We start from the raw sequence: 20780 nt of genomic DNA, 5'->3' as shown, positions 1-20780 counted from the left end.
TGAACTGCAATGTGTCAATTTTATACCAAGCCGCTTATTTTAGTCGCTTAATTTGATTGATCAATCTAAGTGGCTACAGTAAGTCGTTTAAACTAGTCAGTACTTGCCCTTAATAATTGCTGAGTGTAAGTATGTTGTGGATGATTAAAGAGATCTTCGGTACGTCCAGACTCTACGCAAGTGCCTTGTTTCAATACCATGATATGCTGACACAGTGCACGTACTACCTTGAGATCATGACTGATAAAGACATAGCTGACTTGCAGTCTTTCTTGGATTTCACGTAATAAACTAACTACTGTTACCTGTGTGGTACTATCGAGCGCAGAAGTAGGCTCATCCAATATAAGTAGACTGGGTTTCATAATAAGTGCGCGCGCCAGTGCCACGCGTTGACGCTGACCACCTGACAGCTCATGCGGATAACGCTGCGCAAATGCTAAAGGCAAATGTACCGTAGCAAGGCTATCTAGTACCGCTTGCTGACGGGTAACTTTATCCACGCCTTGTACCAGCAGCCCTTCTTCCACGATTTGCATGACCGTCATACGCGGATTAATACTGGCAAATGGATCTTGAAATACCATCTGTATCTGCGAGCGGAAGTTACGTAGCGCTTTTTTGGACAATCCTGAGATATCTTGATCATTGACCACTATCTGCCCATTCACACGTGCTTGGTTGCTCAGTAGTTGACTAAGCGCCAGTGCAATGGTGGTTTTACCAGAGCCAGATTCTCCAACGATACCCAATGCCTGACCTTTTTGCAGTGTCATATCGACACCTTTGACCGCATCGAACCAGCGCTTGGTACCTCCAAGCAGACCTTTTTCAATTGGGAATTGTACATTAAGACGCTTCACTTCTAGTACGCTTGATTGTTTATCTGCGTTATCGTCTTCTATGATTAATGCTTGCCCAAAGTCTTGCTTGATAAGTGTGCGAGTATAATCGGCCTTAGGCTGATCAAATACCGAAGATGTTTTACCCTGTTCAATCGTTTGACCTTGGCGCATAACGATGACCTTATCACTATAGCGCCTGACCAGATTGAGATCATGACTGATTAGTATCATCGCCATATTGTGCTTACGTTTGAGATCATCTAGTAGCACCAAAATCTCATGCTGCAAGGTAACATCGAGCGCAGTCGTTGGCTCATCAGTAATTAAAATATCAGGCTGCTGAGCCAATGCCATGGCAATCATCACTCGCTGACGCTGACCACCTGATAGCTCATGTGGGTAACGGTTCAACTTGTCAGCAGGATCTGTAATATTGACATCATTTAGCAAAGCAATGCTGGTGTCTCGCCATTGCTTTTTAGGTATTCCGCTTAGACGCAACGATTCAGCAATTTGTTTGGCGACCGTATGTAACGGATTTAATGCGGTCATTGGCTCTTGAAATACCATACCGATACGCTGTCCACGAATAGCACGTAATGCGGCATTACGCGCCTTATCATTCGCTATGGGCAAGGTCGACATGCCTGTTGTACTTGCCAGCTGCACCTCACCAGTAACGGTGAGGCTGTCTGGTAACAAACCTAATAGCGCAAGACTGGCAATTGATTTACCAGACCCCGACTCACCAACGATGGCCAGAGTTCGCCCTTGTCGTAGCTCATAAGACAGCGCATCGACCAATTGGACGCCTGTAGTCGTCGTGATAGTGAGCTTATCTACGGTTAGCATAAGTTTATCTTGTGCACTATTAGGGCTTTGACTTGGTGCGCTGTTTTGCTTGGTGGCGATAATATTTTCAGTCATGTTAAGAACGCCTCGGATCAAACGCATCACGCAGCGCTTCGCCAACGAAGATAAGCAATGACAAAATAAAGGTCAAACTAAAGAAGCCTGACAAAGCAAGCCAAGGTGCATCGAGGTTATTTTTACCTTGTACCATTAGCTCGCCAAGAGACGGCGAGCCAGGCGGCAATCCATATCCCAAGAAATCCAGCGCGGTTAAGGCGATAATATTGGCCGTTAAAATAAATGGCAACTGCGACAAGCTAGAAGCTAATGCATTGGGTAAGATATGTCTGAGCATGATTTGGCTGTCCGAAACGCCTAAATTGCGTGCAGCTCGTACATAGTCAAAGTTGCGGGCTCGCAAAAACTCTGCCCGTACCAAACCAACCAGACCCATCCAGCCGAACAACAGCATCATGGCGAACAGCATAATAATACTAGGACTAAACAGACTGACCAAAATAATAATCATAAATAGCTGAGGCATACCGCCCCATACTTCCATAAATCGCTGCCCTGCCAGATCTACCCAGCCACCATAATAGCCTTGTACCGCACCAACGATAATTCCAATCAGTGCGCCTGCAAGCGTCAAGGCCAAACCAAACAGTAACGACACTCGCATACCATAAAGTATCCGTGCCAGCACATCACGCCCCATATCATCAGTGCCAAGCCAGTTCTGAGCATTGGGTGCTGCTGGATAAGGCAGACCAAGCTCGACGTTGGGCGTCTGGTCGGCAAACGGAATAGGCGGCATTATATAAAACCCTTGCTCATCAATCAGCGACTGCACTGCAGGGTCTTTATAATTAGTTTCGGTCTCAAATACACCGCCAAACATCGTTTCAGGATAGGCCTTTAATACCGGAAAGTAATAATCGTCTTGATACTGCACTAGTAAGGGTTTGTCATTGGCAATGACATTCGCGGCCATGCAGATAACAAATATCACTGCGAAAACAAACAGCGATATCACCCCTAGACGATTTTGACGAAAGCGATTTAAACGCGCTTGCCAGATAGGGTTTAAGCGTTGCTTTTTTGTGGTAGATAGCTGCTCAGGCATTGGCGCTTTATCTGATTCGCTATTAATAGGACTGCTCTTTGATGAAGGTTGATTACTTGACATTAGCGCCCCTCAAAATCAATACGAGGATCAATTAAGTGATAGCTCAAATCACTGATTAACTGCAGTAGCAGCCCCACTAAGGTAAAGATAAATAGTGTGCCAAATATCACTGGATAATCGCGTTGTTGAATGGCCTCAAAACCTAGCAAACCGAGGCCATCAAGTTTAAAGATAATCTCAATCAAAAAATTACCCGCAAAGAAGATACCAACGATAGCGGCTGGAATACCTGCGATAATAATCAACATCGCATTGCGAAAAACATGGCCGTATAGCACCTGACGCTCACCTAAGCCTTTAGCACGAGCGGTCAATACATACTGTTTGCCCAGTTCCTCTAAAAAGCTGAATTTGGTCAAATAGGTCAAACCCGCAAAACCGCCTACAGTACTTGCCAGCAGCGGTAACGCTAAATGCCAAAAATAATCTTTCACTTTACCAAGCGCGCTGAGCTGATCAAAATTCTCGGACGTCAGTCCCTGTAATGGAAAGATATTCCAATAGCTGCCACCCGCAAAGAAAACCAATAAAATCACTGCAAAGACAAACACAGGTATCGCATGTCCGATCGCTAGCAGCATAGCCGTGGCTTTATCAATGCCTGAGCCATGATGCATCGCTTTATAGACGCCTAACGGAATGGCGATCATATAGATGAGCAGCGTACTCCACAGCCCAAGCGATATCGAGACTGGTAACTTCTCTACGATGAGGTCGGTCACTGACTGCCCTTTAAAAAAAGACTCACCAAAATCTAGCTGAGCGTAGTTCTTTAGCATGAGCCAAAATCGCTCTGGAGCGGATTTATCAAAGCCATATTGAGCATTGATCGCAGCGACCATCTCCTCAGAGAGACCACGCGTGCCTTGATAAGTACTGTCGTTGCCACCTGCACTGCCCGCACCAATATTACCGCCAAGCGCATTGTCTTTTGCGCCCTGCTCAATAAGTGCCAGCTGCTGCTCAACAGGCCCGCCCGGTGCCGCCTGTACGATCACAAAATTGGCAAGCAATATCAAAAATAGTGTCGGCAATATCAGTAGTAGTCTTTTTAAGATATAACGACCCATAATGGCGACTTCCTAAATAAAGAGAGATAGCAATGACGTTCAGCAGCGAATTGTGGTGTATTAAATAGGTGCTTAAAAGCAAACTATTTGTTAAAAACTTACTTTAAAAGTTGTTTTTCAGCTCACGTAACGCTGCAAATACCGTTAACGACTTCTCATCATCGATAGGCATTTTGGATTTAACTCCTGCGATTACACTCGGCTCTTGTGTACGTAAAAACACATTTACCGTGCGCTCATGCTCTAGTGTCACTGGTAGCGTTGCCATGCCTTGTTCAGTTTGTACCTCTGCTCGTGCTAAGGCTTGCTGCATCGATTCATTGTCAGGTTCAATAGATAGACCAAAACGTAGGTTACTGGCCGTATATTCATGCGCCGGATACAGTAGCGCCTCATGAGGCAAGCCGTTCAAACGCTTAAAGCTCTCATGCAGTTGCTCAATCGTACCAGTAAACACACGTCCACAACCTGCACTAAACAACGTATCACCGCAGAAACAATGCTTTTGCCCATCGATATCCAAAATATAGGCCATATGGCTAGCGGTATGCCCTGATACATCCCAGACTTGCGCAGAGCAGCCCCATGCGCTCACCGTGCTACCGTCTTTGATAGTTTGATCTTCATCGACGCCATGCTCACTATGCGCAACCAGATGAGTCATCGGATACGATTCCTGCAACTCTGCGACGCCGCCGATATGATCATGATGATGGTGAGTCGTCCAAATCGATGTTAGTTCGAGCTCATGCGTCTCTAGATAATCAATGACCGGCTGGGCTTGACCTGGATCAATGACAATCGCCTGCTTATTATTTTCATTAATCAATGTCCAGACATAGTTATCGCTAAATGCTTTGATTGGGTGAATACGGATACTCATGTTAAATCCTTACCGGTAGTTATTTTTGTTACGTGTTATTTTGAATTATCTAGGGCGTGTCCTCAATTCAAACGAGTGCCCTCTAAATGGGCTAAAAACAGCTAAATTTTGCCAAACATCGTCAAATAGTTGGTCAATATCTCGATATTATCTGCACTATTTTCCTCGTTTGACGGCAATTTATCTCATTTTTATCACCATTTTTAAAATGAGGACACGCCCTAATCTAACTGTTATTTGATAGCAATATCATATAGGCTCAGCTGTCCGTTATCACAAGGTCAAACCTCATATAAATACTGTCTACTGCTTTAAATATTTATTAATGCGCCCTTCTGCCTCTTTATCCACCCACCAGTAATCGATACCAACAGCATTGGTCGGTAGTTTTTCGGTATGACGATACTGATCCCAGTAGGCGACATTGGTGCCAGATTTGCCGTATAGCGGTACGACATAATGCCCTGCGCGTAACAACCGATCTAGCACCTGCGTATACAGTACAATCTCGTCACGATTTTTAGCATTACCAAGGGCAGCAACGACTTTATCGACAGCTGCATTCTTGATGCCAACACTATTATGATTACCCGGCTCGTCAGCAGCAGCGCTACCCCAGAATGCCGCTTGCTCAGCACCAGGAGATAGACTTTGAGCAAACACGTCCACGACCATATCATAATCAAAACGGCGCATACGCTCATAATATTGCGGCCCATCAACTTGGCGCAAAGTAGCATCAAATCCCAAGCGTTTTAGATTGCGAATATAAGGCAACAAGACACGGCCCATGGTCTCGCCTGTCATCAAAATCTCAATCTGAGCAAGCGACCCATCAGGTTGATATAGTTTCATATCCTCATAATAAAACCCAGCCTCTAATAACAGCTTACGCGCCTCTAATAATCCTTGACGATTAAAACCATTACCATCACTGGTAGGTAGCTGCCATTCTGCTAATGTTGCTTGGCGCTGTGTCGGTTCAAGCTCAGACAATAACGGTGTCAATACCTGCATCTCTGCATCAGATGGCGTACCCTTTGCTGCAAGCTCTGAGCCATGGAAGAAGCTCTGCAAACGCTCGTACTGCCCATGAAATAGGGTTTTATTCATCCATTCAAAATCATAAGCAGCTGTCAGTGCTTGGCGAACTTTAATATCTTGAAAGATTGGGCGACGCAAATTCATCACCAACGCTTGCATCGGTACTGGATTTTGACTGGTTATCGTCTCTTTTTGGATAAGCCCTGCTTTTACGGCAGGGAAATTATACCCAGTTACCCAGTTCGATGCTTTATTTTCGGGGCGAAAACGGTATTGACCAGATTTAAAACCCTCAAAGGCAATCTCATCACTTTGATAATAAACAAACTTGATCATATCAAAGTTGTAGCGGCCACGATTGACCATCAAATCACGACCCCAATAATTGGGATCACGTATATAACTTACCGAACGCCCAGCATCGACGCGTCCCAACTTATAAGGACCACTACCCATCAATGGTGACAGACTGATTTTCTCAAAATCGGCATCAATGGAAGACTTGGCAAATATAGGGAACTGGCCAACAGTCAGTAAAATCTCTTTGTTGTCAGCAGAGGCAAAGACAAACTTTACTTGTTGATCATTAATGATTTGAATGTCTTTGATATCGCTAAGATAACTGCGAATATACATGGGGCCTTTGTTCAATATCGCCTCAAAAGTCGCTTTTACATCGCGACTGGTCACACCCGACCCATCCCAAAAACGAGCATTAGGATTGAGATGATAGATAATCCAGCTGGTATCATCTGGATCATATGTCACTTTACTTGCCAGCTGTGGATACATGGTAAATGCTTCATTTAATGAGCCAGTCATCAAAGTATCATACAGATAGTCTGTGCCAATCATCGCGACGCCTGTGGTCATCCATTTATTGGCGCTATTAAACGTACCGCGAGCATCTAGAGACAGCGTACCTCCTGATGGCGCTTTTGGATTGGCATAAGGTAAGTAAGGTGCATCGATGTACTTAGTAGGACTATTGTGACCAAGCGCGGTCGTCGTGATAGGTGCAGCGATACTGCTCGGTATCAAACTGACGGTGATGGTTAGCAATACAGCTTTTAACAGGGCGTTTTTTATTATCATGACGTTATAATAAACCTCTATGCTAACCAATATAAATATCAAAACGTAAAGCCTGACAGCAAAACAGCGTTATAGCAAAATTTTATCATAACAAACTTAGGTTTTTTAACCTAATGGTTTGCCGTGGATATCGCTTCATGGTGATAGCATTAAGCGATATCCACGGCAAACCATTATTACTACGCGCTAGCATGACCAAACTGTCTGTTTATAAATATAAAAAAGGCGCAACCATGACTAGTTACGCCCTTCTTGATGTGCAGTTTATATATAAAAACTTTATACGTTAGCGGTTACTCTTTTGCTTATGCATGCTTTTTTTCGAACGCAATCATAAAGTCAACCAGCTGCTGTACCCACTCAATTGGTACGGCATTGTAGATGCTGGCTCGCATACCGCCTACGTCACGATGACCTTTTAGATTTAACAAGCCAGCTTTTTCTGACTCTTCTAAGAATACTTTATAAAGGCTGCTGTCTGCTAAAGTAAATGGCACGTTCATGATAGAACGATACTTAGAATCTACTGGATTATTATAAAAACTGCTGTCATCGATTGTCTTATAAAGTAAGTCAGCTTTTTGCTGATTGATTTTACCGATAGCAGCTACACCTCCCTGCTCTTCCAACCAATCAAACACCAGCCCTGCTAAGTACCAAGAATACGTCGCTGGCGTGTTAGACATAGACTCTTTGTCAGCTTGATGCTCATAGTTCAGCAGCATAGGACACCATTCACTTGCTTGCCCCATCAAATCGTCACGGATAATGACAATGACTAGACCTGCAGGACCGATGTTTTTCTGGGCGCCCGCGTAGATCATGCCAAATTTAGACACATCTATCGGCTGCGACAAGATACAAGATGACATATCAGCAATGATTGGCGCATCTACTTGTGGCGGCTCAAATATCTGTAGGCCATGAATTGTTTCATTAGCACAGTAATGAAAATAAACGGCGTCTTTACTGATATTCCAATCGCTTTGCGCTGGTACGTCAGTAAAGTTATTCTCTTTGCCAGTCGCAACTAAATTAATCTCGCCCAAACCCAATGCTTCATAGCGCTTAGCTTCTTTGATTGCTTTACCTGACCACGCTCCTGTCGTCAAATAGTCACCGCGTCCGCCATTTAACAGATTCAATGGAATCGCAGAAAACTGCAAACTTGCGCCACCTTGCAAAAACAGCACTTTATAGTTATCTGGTATTTCCATAAGCGTGCGTAGCTTAGCTTCCGCCTTGTCAGTAATGGCCATATACTCTTTACTACGATGGCTGACTTCCATGACCGACAGGCCGCGACCTTGCCAATCAAGCAGTTCGCTCTGCGCGCGCGCTAATACGGCTGTTGGCATAGTAGCAGGACCAGCACAAAAATTTGGCAGGCGATGCGGGGTGGCAGTTGCTGTAGACGTTGGGGTTGTAGGCATAATCACAGTCCTAGGTATGATGAAATAAAAGGATGTTTTTTATTTCAGTTTGTTGATAAAGGCAATGGTATCGATGTTAGTTTTTATACAACTCAATGAGATATCTGCTCCCACAACTGACGTTTAGCATCACTGTCTGCGAGCATTGCTTCTAATGTCGGCACAGTGGTCAGATTGGGATGTTGGAGGCCGTTAGGCAGCGCTGTCAGTGCAGCAACTTGTATCTCTTCACTCCGGCCAATTCGAAAGATATATCCTGCAAGACTGGCATTGGCAAGCTCAGCAGTATCCATACCGTCGCAAATCGGGAATGATGTTGTCTCGCAAGTGATTGATAGCGCTTGAATGATGTTTTGCCATAGTTTTTGACTGTCACTATTTAGCGCTTTGATATCAACCAATATCACCCAGTCACCATAGCGGCCACCTTGCAGGTCAAATGGTGCTACTTTTTTTAAGCTATCATCATTTATGCTGTCATCACTAGTACTCTGCGGAAAATTACTCTGCGCGAATTGAGGCTGCTCAATAGGGGCATTCGTAGAGGTTACAGCAGTTCGGTTCGATGTAGTACTTGGGATGTCATGATAGTTAGACCCAGTACTTGAACTAACAGTATTTGAACTAGCAGCACTTGAACTGACCGTAGTTGAATCAACGGAATCAAAACTATAAGTAACAGGGCTTTGCTCACTAGCCGTCTGTTCAGTAGTAGCTTGCAAATCAGTACCATACTCATCGGCAACATAGTCGCTAGCGTTATAATCATTGATATCATAACCACCAGAAGGTTGATCAACTGTGTCTACCACTCTAACGCTCGCTATTACTTCATTGTTATTAGACTCAATATCAGTGGAATCAATATTTGACTGCTCAACCGAAGCTGTCGCAATGTCAGCCATATTGATGGTTTCTGACTCAGGTTGTACCCACTGATTGATACCCATCATCGCTAGAATTTGGCGTTGCTGCACACGGCGCTGTAATACAGTTAGTGGGTCTTGGGTATCACTCATTCGACTCTACTATCCTACTCATTTTGTTTATATCATTTACAGATGTGTTTATGGTTTTGGCAGCTCTCACTGAGTATGCATCACACTATTAATCAAATACTAGATCCATACCCATCAAAACAGCTGTCGAATACCGAGCCAACGCTCTGATATTGCCAGCAAACAATCGTATTCATCTTGGCTGATTATCGTATCGTGTAACATCACCGTATGCAACGTACTTAGCCATTGGCGATACTCATTATGAGTCGGCTGGTTCATCTCACTTTCATTATAATCTATTTGGCTACCGTCCTGTTGCTTCTCTCGATAATTATCAGCATTCTGAGCACCTACCAAGCGCTTGATAGAGTGATTGGTAGAGACAGGAACCGCAGAAATAATCGCCAATAACTGAATGCTATTCAAGTGCTGTGCGGTCAATAATAGCCACTGTAAATTAACGTCGCTTACTGTCATAAGATCAATATTAATCAAGCGCGCATGCCGTCTCAAATCTACAATATAATGCGCCACACTGTCGTTACCCTCACTCAATAACGATCGGTCATGCATTGAAATCATCTGGCCTTTTGCATCTTTTGATAGTCGATAAGCCAATAAGACAACAACTGATACTTCTGATTTACTAAGTCCTGTAAACACCTGACCTGAAGGGTCCAATTGCGCCCTTACGTCTTCCATACCAGTCTTCAGTATTTGCGGCCATAGAACCTGCGAGTCCGTATCTTGTAAAACTTCAGACAATATCGGTAGCAACTGCTGCAAATGCAACGCTTGCCATAGTGATGATATTGGCGATTTTTGAAGTGTTAAAGCTAACGAGTTATTCAGAGCCATAGCATTGGAGTTATCACTAGATATATTTTGATCTGATGAATCATAAGCTAAGCTTTTGGTTAAGTCAGATGTCAGTTGTTGGTTAAATAACTTAAATATGCCCTGCTGATAACGCAACAACATCGTACGGCATTTTTCTTGTTTTTTATAGTACTGATGACTGTCGTGACTATGATCGTTTTTACTTTTGAGCTTTAGATCTTCAATACATAGTTCAGATAAATTATTTTGATGCAATTGGTTTAAGGCGAGCTCAATCAAAGCGCTGTCTAAACGCCTGTCCAAACTGGCTACTACTGTCATCAGCTTAGTATCTATCCTATGTGGCAATACTTGCTCATGGGAAGTCGAGTCAGTCGCAACAGAGAAGCCATCATTCCAAATATCATTCAAACTATAAGTGGCAGTCGCTGATAATGATTGATACTGATGACAAAGCAAAACAGCTTCAATTAATGCTAGCGCACCTAGAGGATGATAACTATGATTGAGTATATACTGAGGTAGTGACACCTTTTGAATATCGCTAACATCAATTAGTGTGTTTTCTAGTAGATCAGCGTCAGGTTTGGATTGCCACGGTTTTAACAGCTGATGAGTACCAACGTCTTCGGCCTGTACTTGAAGCCGCCCATCAATTACTACATCAACTTCTACGGCAAACTCTAAACCGTCATCAATCCCTGATTCGCTACTATCCGTATTACGACCGTCGCTTATAGACTCAGCAAGGACTTTTGTGTCACTTGTCTGTTTAGTGTCACCTATATTAATCGTTGCGGCTGTTTGAGATCCAAGTACTGACGAGTGCCGCGTATTTTTTTCTGGCAAATATTTACTTAGGCTATTTTCTTTTGTTATTCCCCAATCACCTAAGCGGCGTTGCCTATATATTTCTTTGACCTTTTGCTGATTTATTCGCTTTTCTTTGGCGACTTGTACCGCGAACTGATGATAAGCATCCGCATTAATAGCGCTCATACGCTCAGTCAAGCTTGGGTGTGTGGCAAACCATGACACATCCCCTAAGTCTGCCCCACTACTAGCAAAGAAAAAATGACTGAGTCCATTGATATCAGCAATGCCAGACAAACGCGAGCCGAGCGAGTCTTGATGAATGGCTTTTAAGGTTTCGATAATCGCAGGCGTACGTGTCAATTGAACACTAGTGGCATCAGCAAGTAGCTCGCGCTCACGATTAAAACTGTGCTTAATCAACTGCGCGCTTGCCATACTGGAGAAGCTTAAACCATGCAGTAGCAATGTCCAGACACTACGCGGGGCTTGACGATCTATTATAGGCGGCGTTTGCACCCATTTAGACTGACGCTTGGCTGAGGACTGCTGTTGTTGTGATTGCTGCTGCCAGTAAGCGACCCATTCACTATGCGTGGTGAAATTAGCGGTTTGCGCTTCTGTATTGCGTGCAAGCGTATCAACCTGTCTCTGTGATAGAAACTTTTGGGAAATACTATCGCTATCAAAATAACGGTAATTAGATATTGGGTCACTCCAGTCGTATAGTATCTGCAAGCCTGCCAATACCACCATCAGCTGTAAATTGAACGTAGCATCACCGTGCAATATATGACCATATTCATGACCAATGAGTCCGTATAGCGCCTCATCAGACAGTTTATCTAACGCACCTTGAGTAACGACGAGTACCATATCTGAGCTATGGCGACCAGCGACGAAACCGTTGATACCCTGCTCGTCAGGTAGCACGTACAAAATAGGGGTTTGCAAACCTGCCGCAATGGCCAGTTGTTGAGCGATTTCATAGTAGCGACGATAAACGGGCGGAAAATCGCGCTCGTCACGTACTGCTATATGACGTGAACTATAGCGAACCTTTTCTTCAGCTTCGTGTTGATGAGCGACTCCTTGACTGTGCTCCCATGCTTCTTGGCTGTTATCAATGAATAGCCTAACCGCCCCTACTCGCTGAGCAATAGCGCGGCCACCTGCTCGCAGGCGTCGATACTCTAAAAAACTACCACCAACGAAACTGCCTAACGTCAAGACAATGACCAGAACCAATACCCAGTAGTATATACCGCCTGTAAATACTGTCAGCAGTATAGACATGACAGCCAGTCCCACTGCCATATGAGCAAGTACAATCAGGAAAAACAGTCCATAAAGTAATAGACTGCGCCGCGTACGTATCCGCTGTTCACCAAAAAAATCCATCAGATTAGGCTGCCTAGAGTTCGCCAAAATTGTCTAAACCTTAGCCCATATTGACAATCGGTGCCTGAGCAATCGCTTCTCTGTCTTCGAATACCAACTGACTGAGTGGACGAAAGCCAAACGTCGTACTAACGAGGTTATTAGGAAAGACTTCGCGATCATTATTATAAAACATTACGCTGTCATTATAATGCTGACGGGCAAATCCGATGCGATTTTCCGTATTGGTTAGTTCGTCCATGAGTTCCTTGATCATACTATCGGCTTTTAGCTCAGGGTAGGCTTCGACGACAGCGGAGAATTGACTCAACGCTTTGGACAACATACCTTCTGCTTTTGCAAACAGTGCCATGTGCTCTAGTGAGTCTGGCTGATGCTTATTAGAGTCTTGTAGATCTTGAGCATGATTACGCGCATTAATGACTCGGGTTAACGTCTCTTCTTCATGGCTTAAATAACGCTTGGCGGTCTCAACCAAATTTGGAATCAAATCATGACGACGCTTCAATTGCACATCTATTTGAGCAAAGCCATTCTTTGCTTGGTTACGTGCGCGTACCAATTTGTTAAATACTGATACGCCAAACACGACTACTAACACTATAAATGCAATAAATAGCCAAACAAACATCTTCATAATCAAACCCCAAAGTGTCTAGAATGTTAACAAAAGTTATTACATTGTATTTTAACTCATATTAATCAATGACGCTTTTAAATTGAACAGAAAATTAAATAGCGTATCGAACGAAATTTTGGACAAAAAAAAGCCCTTTACAATGAAGGGCTTAATACATCATAAGATCATCTTTAATACTTTTTGATGTAAAGATCAAATTTCAGGCAAAAAAAAGCGACTCCAAAAGCACATCCTCGGCACACATCATAACTATTACCGTTGCTACCTTCCGGTCCTGGCGGGATTCATAGAACAATGTTGCGAGGCTACCAATGGAGCCACCAGATGCAAATTATACAAGGATTTTTTTATTTTGCAACCCCTGTGATAAAACTGTTTGTTTTGCGCGATAAATAGCCTATAGATTGGCTCACAAAATTGTCACAGTAACTTATACATATTTTGTTACTTTATAGAATGAAGCTAAGCAGCTGTTTTAATCTAAAAAATAACAGGCTTGGCTTTTATATAAAAAAAAAGGTAGACACCATTCATATGGTTGCTAAACATGAAAATTCACTTAGGAGATAATAATGAAAAACACTTTATTAAATAAAGCAGCACTAGCTTCTGGTACAGTTTGTCTCATGACCGCCATGATGGGCAGCGCCCATGCAGAGCCAACAGGCTATGATCAACTGACGTTTCAAACAGAAGTAAAAGAAGAGATCCAAAACGATGAAGTGCGCGCCAGCTTATACAAAAAAGCACAGGCAACAGACTCGAAGACATTGGCTACGATGCTCAGTACCTCTATCAATAACGCGATGAAAATCGCCAAGCGCTACCCTAGCGTGACCGTGAGCACAGGACAGCAGCGCACCTATCCACGCTATGACAAAAACGATAAGATTATCGGCTGGACAGGACAGGCAAATATAGATCTGAAAAGTACTGACTTTGCAGCGACCAGCCAGCTCATTGCTGACTTGCAAGAAACATTGGTCATGGATAATCTAAACTTTGGGGTTTCAGACACCAAAAAAGACGCCCTTGAGCAAAAACTTATGACTGAAGCATCACGCGCCTTTCAGCAGCAAGCTAAGAATCTCACTCGGGCATGGGATGCGCGCAATTATCGCGTGGTCAATGTTAATCTGAACACAGGCAGCAACTATCCACGCCCAATGTACAGCGCCATGAGCATGAAATCAGGAATGGCAGACGAGTCAGTGCCAAGCCAAAGCTTTGAATCTGGTAACAGTACGGTATCGGTCACTGCTAACGGTACCATTGAGCTAACCAAATAAGTCAACGTACTTCTAAGCCAATCAATTGATATTAAAAAAGGTAAGTACCATCAATGGTGCTTGCCTTTTTTTTACTAGGTCGTGTCCTCATTTTAAAAATGGTGATAAAAATGAGATAAATTGCAGTCAAACAAGAAAAATAGCGCAGATAATATCGAGATATTAGTCAGCTATTTGACGCGGTTTGGCAAGATTTAGCCATTTTCAACCCATTTAGATGACTATCGGTTAAATTGAGGATATGCCCTAGCGATATCCATCATATTTAATCGTTGTCGTTATTGGGATTGAGACTGAGCCACTTCTTTTTGACTCAGTTTCAACTTCATTTTTTGATACCACGATAGGTTTTGATATGCCAAAAGCTGCTGTGCGATCTTTTTCTTGTTTTGTAATGTGGTATTGTTTTGAATCACATAGACAGTAATGGCTACTTGCTCAAGCGTTCGACCTGTCTCGCCTTGTATCAAAGCTTTTACCGTATGAGCACCTGGCAACACATTTACCGTAGCAATCGATGTACTCAGCCCCTGTGCCACTTCCTTATCATCCAGATAAATACGCACACTGTCACCTGCTTGTAGCGCAGGCTTGATTTGTACAACCACATCAATACTTTGCACTGGGCGGCGATAAGCTCTCTCTTTACTGGGTTCAGCAATCGTTAATTGATAGCTGACTGGTGCTTTCACTGTCGCAGTCGTCGTAGCAGTGGCAGGTGCATTTAGTGTTTGTGTCGCCGCAACTGGTTGAGTGATGACATCAGAACCACTTGTTGCACTGCTACCTGCTGTAGTAGCAACTCCTGAGCCATTCGTCTCATTACCTGTTGTGATGGCTATTTGACTGATTTGTTTGCCAGTTTGCTGCTCATAACTCTGCGGACGATCGGTAAAAGTTACTTGACCGGTTTGCTCGTCAATAACTTTATAGATAGGTGCAGCCTGTGTAAGCGGCATACAAAGACTGGTAGCAATTGTCAGAAGTGCTACCTTTATACTGCCTTTCAAAAAAGAAGATTTTGATAATAATGCCATAGTCAGTCAGCCTAATTGAGGTCTATTACTAAAAATTGAGTATCTATCATTATGCGATACTTTCGCAGTGAAATCAGTAGTCGTCGATATGAATTCGGTAGTAATGTCAAAGAAAGATGCTCCATAAAGATTTTCACCTCTATAAAAAGACATAAAAAAACCAGCTAAGAATAACTTAGCTGGTTTTTATGACTCAAAATAACTGAGTGCTTTAGCGACTAATTAGCAGCTGTAGTACATATCAAACTCAACTGGATGTACAGTTACGTTCAGACGTTGTACTTCTTCTTCTTTCAAAGCGATAAACGCTTCTAGCATGTCTTCAGTGAAGACATCGCCTTTTAACAAGAAGTCATGATCATCACGCAATGCTTGCAATGCGACGTCTAAGCTCTCTGCAACCGTTGGGATTTGTGCTTCTTCTTCTGGTGGCAAGTCATACAAGTTTTTGTCAGCAGCTTCACCTGGATGCATTTTGTTTTGGATACCGTCAAGGCCGGCCATCAACAATGCAGCAAACGCTAGGTATGGGTTAGCCGTTGGATCAGGGAAACGGGCTTCTACACGTACCGCTTTCGGGCTGCTTACGTGTGGAATACGGATAGATGCTGAACGGTTAGATGCTGAATAAGCAAGTTTAATAGGCGCTTCATAATGTGGTACTAGGCGCTTATAGCTGTTCGTTGATGGGTTAGTAATCGCATTCAACGCACGAGCATGCTTGATAATACCGCCAATGAAGTACAATGCTGTTTCAGACAGACCAGCGTACTCATCACCAGAGAATGTATTTACGCCGTCTTTTGAAATTGACATATGTACGTGCATACCTGAACCGTTATCACCAACGATTGGCTTAGGCATAAAGGTCGCTGTTTTGCCAAACTGATGCGCAACGTTATGAACAACATATTTCAATTGCTGAACTTCATCCGCTTTACGTACCATCGTGTTAAATGCAACACCGATTTCAGACTGGCAAGAAGCAACTTCATGGTGATGAACTTCAACTGAACCTTCACCAACAATTTCTTCGATGCGTTCACACATAACAGCACGCATATCATGTGAGCTATCGATTGGTGGTACTGGGAAATAGCCGCCTTTCACACGTGGGCGATGCGCCATATTGCCCCACTCGTAAGTTTCGTTAGTCGACCATGCTGCTTCTTCAGCCGTGATTTTATGACTAACGCCAGACATATCAACTGACCATTTAACATCGTCAAATACGAAGAATTCAGGCTCAGGACCGAAGTAAGCAGTATCACCGATACCAGTAGACTTTAAGTACTCTTCAGCGCGACGTGCGATAGAGCGTGGGTCACGGTCATAACCTTGTAGCGTTGAAGGCTCGATGATATCGCAAGTCACTACTACAGTCACTGCGTCAAAGAACGGGTCAACAAAAGCAGTTTCTGGATCAGGACGCAAGATCATATCTGACGCTTCGATACCTTTCCAACCAGCGATTGATGAGCCATCAAACATTTTGCCATCTTCCATGACATCTTCATCAACGGTATGCGCTGGGAAGCTGATGTGCTGCTCTTTGCCGCGTGTATCAGTAAAGCGAAAATCAACCCATTTAGCATTAGAGGATTGGATAAGATCTAATAGTTTATTCGACATGAATAGTCTCCGTTGTGTTGATCACGTAATTGCGATTTAAAATTATTAATATGATGTTCTTGTCCAAGAATGTCAGATGTGCTCTCAATACTAAAACAGCGCATTCGATATTATGCTTATTATCAGCACTATTTTGCGTATTAGTCAAGATGCTCATCTAAAGCGTTTACTTAATCAGACCAATATTTGTGCACATGGTCTAACATACGCCAATTCAATCCTAACGACATTCTAGCAATATACAACTCATAATGCTGAACTCTTCGGGCTCTTGTTAATAATTATTTTTAGACCAATTTCTTGGCTTTAAAAATAATCATAACAGCAATAATGCAAAGGCTATGCCAATGTATTACCACTCTGATAACAGATATAGTTATAGATAGATTTAATTATCAATATTTACAGTGGTTTATACGATTAATATCGTTATATATTCATTAATTCTCATCTAGTTCAGTTTTAGAATAGCACTTAATTAGAGCACCAGTTGAGAACCAAAGGCACTTAATTGGTGCAAATACAAATATATTTATTATTGAAATGCTATTTATTAGTGCGCCGTTAATAGCTGAATTAATAACATTATCCCTGCTCAAACTATTTTCATTATCGACAAAATAATAAAAAATATGTTTTTACTTGGTGCTTACTTAGATAGCCCGTACCCTACATTTGATAGAAAACAAAATAGTGGTAAGATAACCGCGCGCAATAACCTCCTCTGTTATAGTCAGAGCTGCTTGTGTTCGGCAATCAAGTGACTCGATAACAGTGAGAACAAATTTTATGTTAAAAATATAATAAAACTGATAAGTTGAAGCCTTAATGATTTTGATGATCGATAATTACGATAGCTTTACGTACAATATCGTACAGTACTTCGGTGAGCTAAAGCAGGACATCACTGTCTGGCGTAATGATCAGGTCAGCATTGAGCAGATTAAAACCCTTGCACCTGATGTGATTGTGATTGGCCCAGGTCCGTGCGATCCTGACCGTGCAGGTATTTCGCTGCAAGCCATTGAGACATTTAAAGGAATTATTCCTATACTGGGTATTTGCTTGGGTCATCAAGCTATCGGTCAAGCCTTTGGCGGTCAAGTGGTCAAAGCTGGCGAAGTCATGCATGGCCGCTTATCAGCTATCTATCACAACGAGCAAGGTGTGTTTGCTGGCTTGCCTAACCCGTCACAGGTTACGCGTTATCATTCGCTCGTCATTGACAAGACAAGCCTACCAGACTGCCTTGAACTTACCGCATGGACACAGAATGCTGATGGTAGTATTGAGGAAATCATGGGTATTCGCCATAAGGCGTTTGCTGTAGAAGGCGTCCAGTTCCATCCTGAGTCGATATTGAGCGAAGCAGGTTACCAATTACTCAATAACTTTTTACAGACTCACGGCTTGTCTACTCTAACATCCGATGAACTACCACAAGTTGGTTAGGTTTGACTAAAAGCACGTCGGTAAAAATGCTGCTTTTATAAGCCCATACCAAATTTCACACAGATTCATATAAAAAATAATAGTAAGTGAGACCATAATGAGTACGAAAAAAATAGAAGAAACGCACACGCCAGAGAGTATTACAAAATTGTCTGATGATCAAACGCACCAATTGCTAACCACAGCTTTGGGTAGAATATTTCAACACATCGATTTAACCTTTGATGAAATGTATCAAGTGATGCTCATCATCATGCAAGGTAGATGTAGCGACGCTATGATGGGCGCTATCTTGACGGGATTACGTATGAAGGGCGAATCCATCGACGAGATTACTGCATCAGCCAGCGCCATGCGTGCACTAGCCGCCAATATTGAACCAAAGAACTGTGATTACTTGGTAGATATCGTTGGTACTGGCGGTGATGGAGCTAATCTGTTCAATGTCTCGACTGCATCAGCGTTGGTTGTTGCGGCGGCTGGTGCACAAGTTGCTAAGCACGGCAATCGCGGCGTCTCGACCAAATCTGGTAGCTCAGACTTACTTGAGCAAGCAGGTATCAGTCTTGCGCTCACGCCAGAGCAAGCAAAAGACTGTATCGAAAATCAGGGTATCGGGTTTTTATTTGCGCCCAATCATCATAGTGCAATGCGTTACGCCAACCCTGTACGCCGTGAGCTAAAAGCGCGTACCATCTTTAATATTTTGGGCCCATTGACCAACCCTGCTGGCACGCCAAACTTAGTCATCGGTGTGTTTACCGCGCAGTTATGTGAGCCAATTGCCAAGGTGATGAAAAACTTAGGCGCACGTCATGTCATGGTAGTAGGCGCAAAAGATGGTCTTGATGAAATCAGTCTTGCGACTTCGACCACAGTCGCTGAGCTAAAAGATGGTGAGATATCAGTCTATGACATAATGCCAGAAGATGCGGGTATCGAGTCACAAACCCTTATTGGCCTCGATGTCGACTCTCCAGCACAAAGTCTTGAGTTGATTCGTGCTGCGCTATCTGGAGCCGACACCCATGACCGTGCTGTACTTAAAGCACGTGACATGATTGCGCTAAATGCAGGTGCCGCGATATACACCGCAGGGCTTGCCAGCAACTACCCTAACGGTGTTAGCCGAGCACAAAAAATCATTCAAAATGGCGATGCTTTACTCAAACTTGAGTCTTTAGCCAACTATACCCAACAGCTAGTCGCTCAAGGTTAATCTATACGCATTTATATACTGTCTATAGTCAAAGAAATTTAAAAAGGATAACAGGCAGCCGACCGCAGATTGTACAAGTCGTACATCTAAGAAGGACAACGTCGTAGCCATTTAGTAGTTATTAATAGTTTTCTTACTATATTTACATTTAACGATATTCGGATACCAGTATGACCACAACTCATTCAGACATACCATCAGTGCTACAGCGCATTGTCGCCACCAAAGTAGAAGAAGTAAAAGCCGCTCGCGAAGCATTGTCTCTAGAGGACTTGAAAGCACAGGTCGCAGCTGATGATAAACCGCGTCGAGGTTTTGCCGCGGCGCTACGTGCTGCTGGCACTAAAGAAAATGGTATCGGTATCATTGCTGAGATTAAAAAAGCCTCACCGTCTAAAGGCATTATCAATCATAACTTTACCCCTGCTCTATTTGCGCAGCAGTATGAGCAAGCGGGCGCTAGTTGTCTGTCTGTATTGACCGACCGTGATTACTTTCAGGGCGATGACATCTATCTTATTCAGGCGGCTAATACTTCAAGCTTACCGACATTACGTAAAGACTTTATGATTGATGTCTATCAAATCTATCAATCTTACCTAATGGGCGCTGACTGCATCCTACTCATTATGGCTTGCCTAGATGATGCGCAGGTACAAGAGCTACATGCACTCAGTACTGAGCTTGGTATGGACGTATTGATAGAAGTACATACTCAGTCTGAGCTTGAGCGTGCGCTACAGTTGCCACGCTCAGCGCACAATATTTATGGTATCAATAACCGTGATTTGAACACCTTCGATGTTGACCTGCAAACCACGCTTGATCTCAAGAAAATTTTAAACGATGCCCTCGCTGCTGATAGTGCTGAGCAAAAACCACTTATCGTGACTGAGAGTGGTATTCATAGCAGTGATGATATTCGTCTCATGTTAAATAACGAGATTCAGCACTTTTTGATCGGTGAGCAATTTATGAAAACTGATCATCCTGGGCAAGCGTTACAATCCTTACTTGCGAGCGTCGCAGCAGACGGGTAAAGTAA

At 43.2% G+C, this 20780-nt stretch carries 15 protein-coding genes and 1 other RNA gene; 4 read left to right on the top strand and 12 right to left on the bottom strand.

Annotated elements, in window-relative coordinates; translation table 11 throughout:
• Nucleotides 1-92: 92 nt before the first annotated feature.
• The 10 genes from HCZ91_RS08115 to ffs all read right to left on the bottom strand — a co-directional run bounded on the left by HCZ91_RS08115 (nt 93) and on the right by ffs (nt 13420).
• Nucleotides 93-1697, bottom strand: coding sequence for a dipeptide ABC transporter ATP-binding protein (locus tag HCZ91_RS08115; RefSeq protein ID WP_257020012.1), 1605 nt, complete (start codon nt 1695-1697; stop codon nt 93-95).
• 76 nt (nt 1698-1773) lie between these two features.
• The gene (locus HCZ91_RS08110) at nt 1774-2823 is read right to left on the bottom strand and encodes an ABC transporter permease (protein WP_179799011.1); all 1050 of its coding nucleotides are present in this window, start codon (nt 2821-2823) and stop codon (nt 1774-1776) included.
• Between the two features lie 62 nt (nt 2824-2885).
• The gene (gene yejB, locus HCZ91_RS08105; RefSeq protein WP_179798986.1) at nt 2886-3956 is read right to left on the bottom strand and encodes a microcin C ABC transporter permease YejB; all 1071 of its coding nucleotides are present in this window, start codon (nt 3954-3956) and stop codon (nt 2886-2888) included.
• A gap of 103 nt (nt 3957-4059) precedes the next feature.
• Nucleotides 4060-4839, bottom strand: coding sequence for a hydroxyacylglutathione hydrolase (gloB, locus tag HCZ91_RS08100; protein ID WP_179798985.1), 780 nt, complete (start codon nt 4837-4839; stop codon nt 4060-4062).
• 303 nt (nt 4840-5142) lie between these two features.
• Nucleotides 5143-6975 (bottom strand): extracellular solute-binding protein, encoded by a 1833-nt coding sequence (locus tag HCZ91_RS08095; protein WP_179799010.1) that lies wholly within the window; start codon nt 6973-6975, stop codon nt 5143-5145.
• Between the two features lie 308 nt (nt 6976-7283).
• Nucleotides 7284-8411, bottom strand: coding sequence for a 3-phosphoserine/phosphohydroxythreonine transaminase (gene serC / locus HCZ91_RS08090; RefSeq protein WP_179798984.1), 1128 nt, complete (start codon nt 8409-8411; stop codon nt 7284-7286).
• Between the two features lie 92 nt (nt 8412-8503).
• Nucleotides 8504-9430: a DNA polymerase III subunit psi gene (locus HCZ91_RS08085; protein ID WP_179798983.1), complete on the bottom strand. Its 927-nt coding sequence runs from the start codon at nt 9428-9430 to the stop codon at nt 8504-8506.
• A 114-nt stretch (nt 9431-9544) separates the two neighbouring features.
• The gene (locus tag HCZ91_RS08080; RefSeq protein WP_257020006.1) at nt 9545-12493 is read right to left on the bottom strand and encodes a M48 family metalloprotease; all 2949 of its coding nucleotides are present in this window, start codon (nt 12491-12493) and stop codon (nt 9545-9547) included.
• A 13-nt stretch (nt 12494-12506) separates the two neighbouring features.
• Nucleotides 12507-13103: a LemA family protein gene (locus HCZ91_RS08075; protein ID WP_179798982.1), complete on the bottom strand. Its 597-nt coding sequence runs from the start codon at nt 13101-13103 to the stop codon at nt 12507-12509.
• 220 nt (nt 13104-13323) lie between these two features.
• Nucleotides 13324-13420: signal recognition particle sRNA small type (ffs, locus tag HCZ91_RS08070), an RNA gene on the bottom strand.
• Nucleotides 13421-13678: 258 nt separating this feature from the next.
• Between ffs and HCZ91_RS08065 the strand changes: the two genes are divergently transcribed.
• The gene (locus HCZ91_RS08065; RefSeq protein WP_179798981.1) at nt 13679-14395 is read left to right on the top strand and encodes an SIMPL domain-containing protein; all 717 of its coding nucleotides are present in this window, start codon (nt 13679-13681) and stop codon (nt 14393-14395) included.
• A gap of 278 nt (nt 14396-14673) precedes the next feature.
• Here the strand turns inward: HCZ91_RS08065 and HCZ91_RS08060 are convergent, their stop codons facing one another.
• On the bottom strand, nt 14674-15432 hold the full coding sequence (locus HCZ91_RS08060) for a DUF4124 domain-containing protein (RefSeq protein ID WP_179798980.1): 759 nt from the start codon (nt 15430-15432) through the stop codon (nt 14674-14676).
• Nucleotides 15433-15654: 222 nt separating this feature from the next.
• Entirely contained in the window at nt 15655-17064 is a 1410-nt protein-coding gene (gene glnA, locus HCZ91_RS08055; protein ID WP_057760355.1) for a type I glutamate--ammonia ligase, read from the bottom strand.
• 828 nt (nt 17065-17892) lie between these two features.
• Here glnA and HCZ91_RS08050 point away from each other — a divergent pair.
• The 3 genes from HCZ91_RS08050 to trpC all read left to right on the top strand — a co-directional run bounded on the left by HCZ91_RS08050 (nt 17893) and on the right by trpC (nt 20775).
• Nucleotides 17893-18516: an aminodeoxychorismate/anthranilate synthase component II gene (locus HCZ91_RS08050; RefSeq protein WP_179798979.1), complete on the top strand. Its 624-nt coding sequence runs from the start codon at nt 17893-17895 to the stop codon at nt 18514-18516.
• 97 nt (nt 18517-18613) lie between these two features.
• Nucleotides 18614-19735 carry an anthranilate phosphoribosyltransferase gene (gene trpD / locus HCZ91_RS08045; RefSeq protein WP_179798978.1) on the top strand — a complete coding sequence of 374 codons (1122 nt, stop codon included), beginning with the start codon at nt 18614-18616 and terminating at the stop codon, nt 19733-19735.
• Nucleotides 19736-19905: 170 nt separating this feature from the next.
• Entirely contained in the window at nt 19906-20775 is an 870-nt protein-coding gene (gene trpC / locus HCZ91_RS08040; RefSeq protein WP_179798977.1) for an indole-3-glycerol phosphate synthase TrpC, read from the top strand.
• The last annotated feature ends 5 nt before the right edge of the window (nt 20776-20780 follow it).

Source organism: Psychrobacter sp. BI730 (assembly GCF_013414195.1).
GTDB lineage: Bacteria > Pseudomonadota > Gammaproteobacteria > Pseudomonadales > Moraxellaceae > Psychrobacter.
Note: the sequence above shows the minus strand (reverse complement) of the source record. Positions and strands in the feature narration are given on the sequence as shown.

Excerpts from the sequence above, each read along its gene's own strand:
- HCZ91_RS08050 (WP_179798979.1), top strand. The coding sequence starts at position 17,893 with ATGATTTTGATGATCGATAATTACGATAGCTTTACGTACAATATCGTA.
- gloB (WP_179798985.1), bottom strand. The coding sequence starts at position 4,839 with ATGAGTATCCGTATTCACCCAATCAAAGCATTTAGCGATAACTATGTC.
- HCZ91_RS08085 (WP_179798983.1), bottom strand. The coding sequence starts at position 9,430 with ATGAGTGATACCCAAGACCCACTAACTGTATTACAGCGCCGTGTGCAG.
- HCZ91_RS08110 (WP_179799011.1), bottom strand. The coding sequence starts at position 2,823 with ATGCCTGAGCAGCTATCTACCACAAAAAAGCAACGCTTAAACCCTATC.
- glnA (WP_057760355.1), bottom strand. The coding sequence starts at position 17,064 with ATGTCGAATAAACTATTAGATCTTATCCAATCCTCTAATGCTAAATGG.
- serC (WP_179798984.1), bottom strand. The coding sequence starts at position 8,411 with ATGCCTACAACCCCAACGTCTACAGCAACTGCCACCCCGCATCGCCTG.
- trpD (WP_179798978.1), top strand. The coding sequence starts at position 18,614 with ATGAGTACGAAAAAAATAGAAGAAACGCACACGCCAGAGAGTATTACA.
- HCZ91_RS08065 (WP_179798981.1), top strand. The coding sequence starts at position 13,679 with ATGAAAAACACTTTATTAAATAAAGCAGCACTAGCTTCTGGTACAGTT.
- yejB (WP_179798986.1), bottom strand. The coding sequence starts at position 3,956 with ATGGGTCGTTATATCTTAAAAAGACTACTACTGATATTGCCGACACTA.
- HCZ91_RS08075 (WP_179798982.1), bottom strand. The coding sequence starts at position 13,103 with ATGAAGATGTTTGTTTGGCTATTTATTGCATTTATAGTGTTAGTAGTC.
- HCZ91_RS08060 (WP_179798980.1), bottom strand. The coding sequence starts at position 15,432 with ATGGCATTATTATCAAAATCTTCTTTTTTGAAAGGCAGTATAAAGGTA.
- trpC (WP_179798977.1), top strand. The coding sequence starts at position 19,906 with ATGACCACAACTCATTCAGACATACCATCAGTGCTACAGCGCATTGTC.
- HCZ91_RS08115 (WP_257020012.1), bottom strand. The coding sequence starts at position 1,697 with ATGCTAACCGTAGATAAGCTCACTATCACGACGACTACAGGCGTCCAA.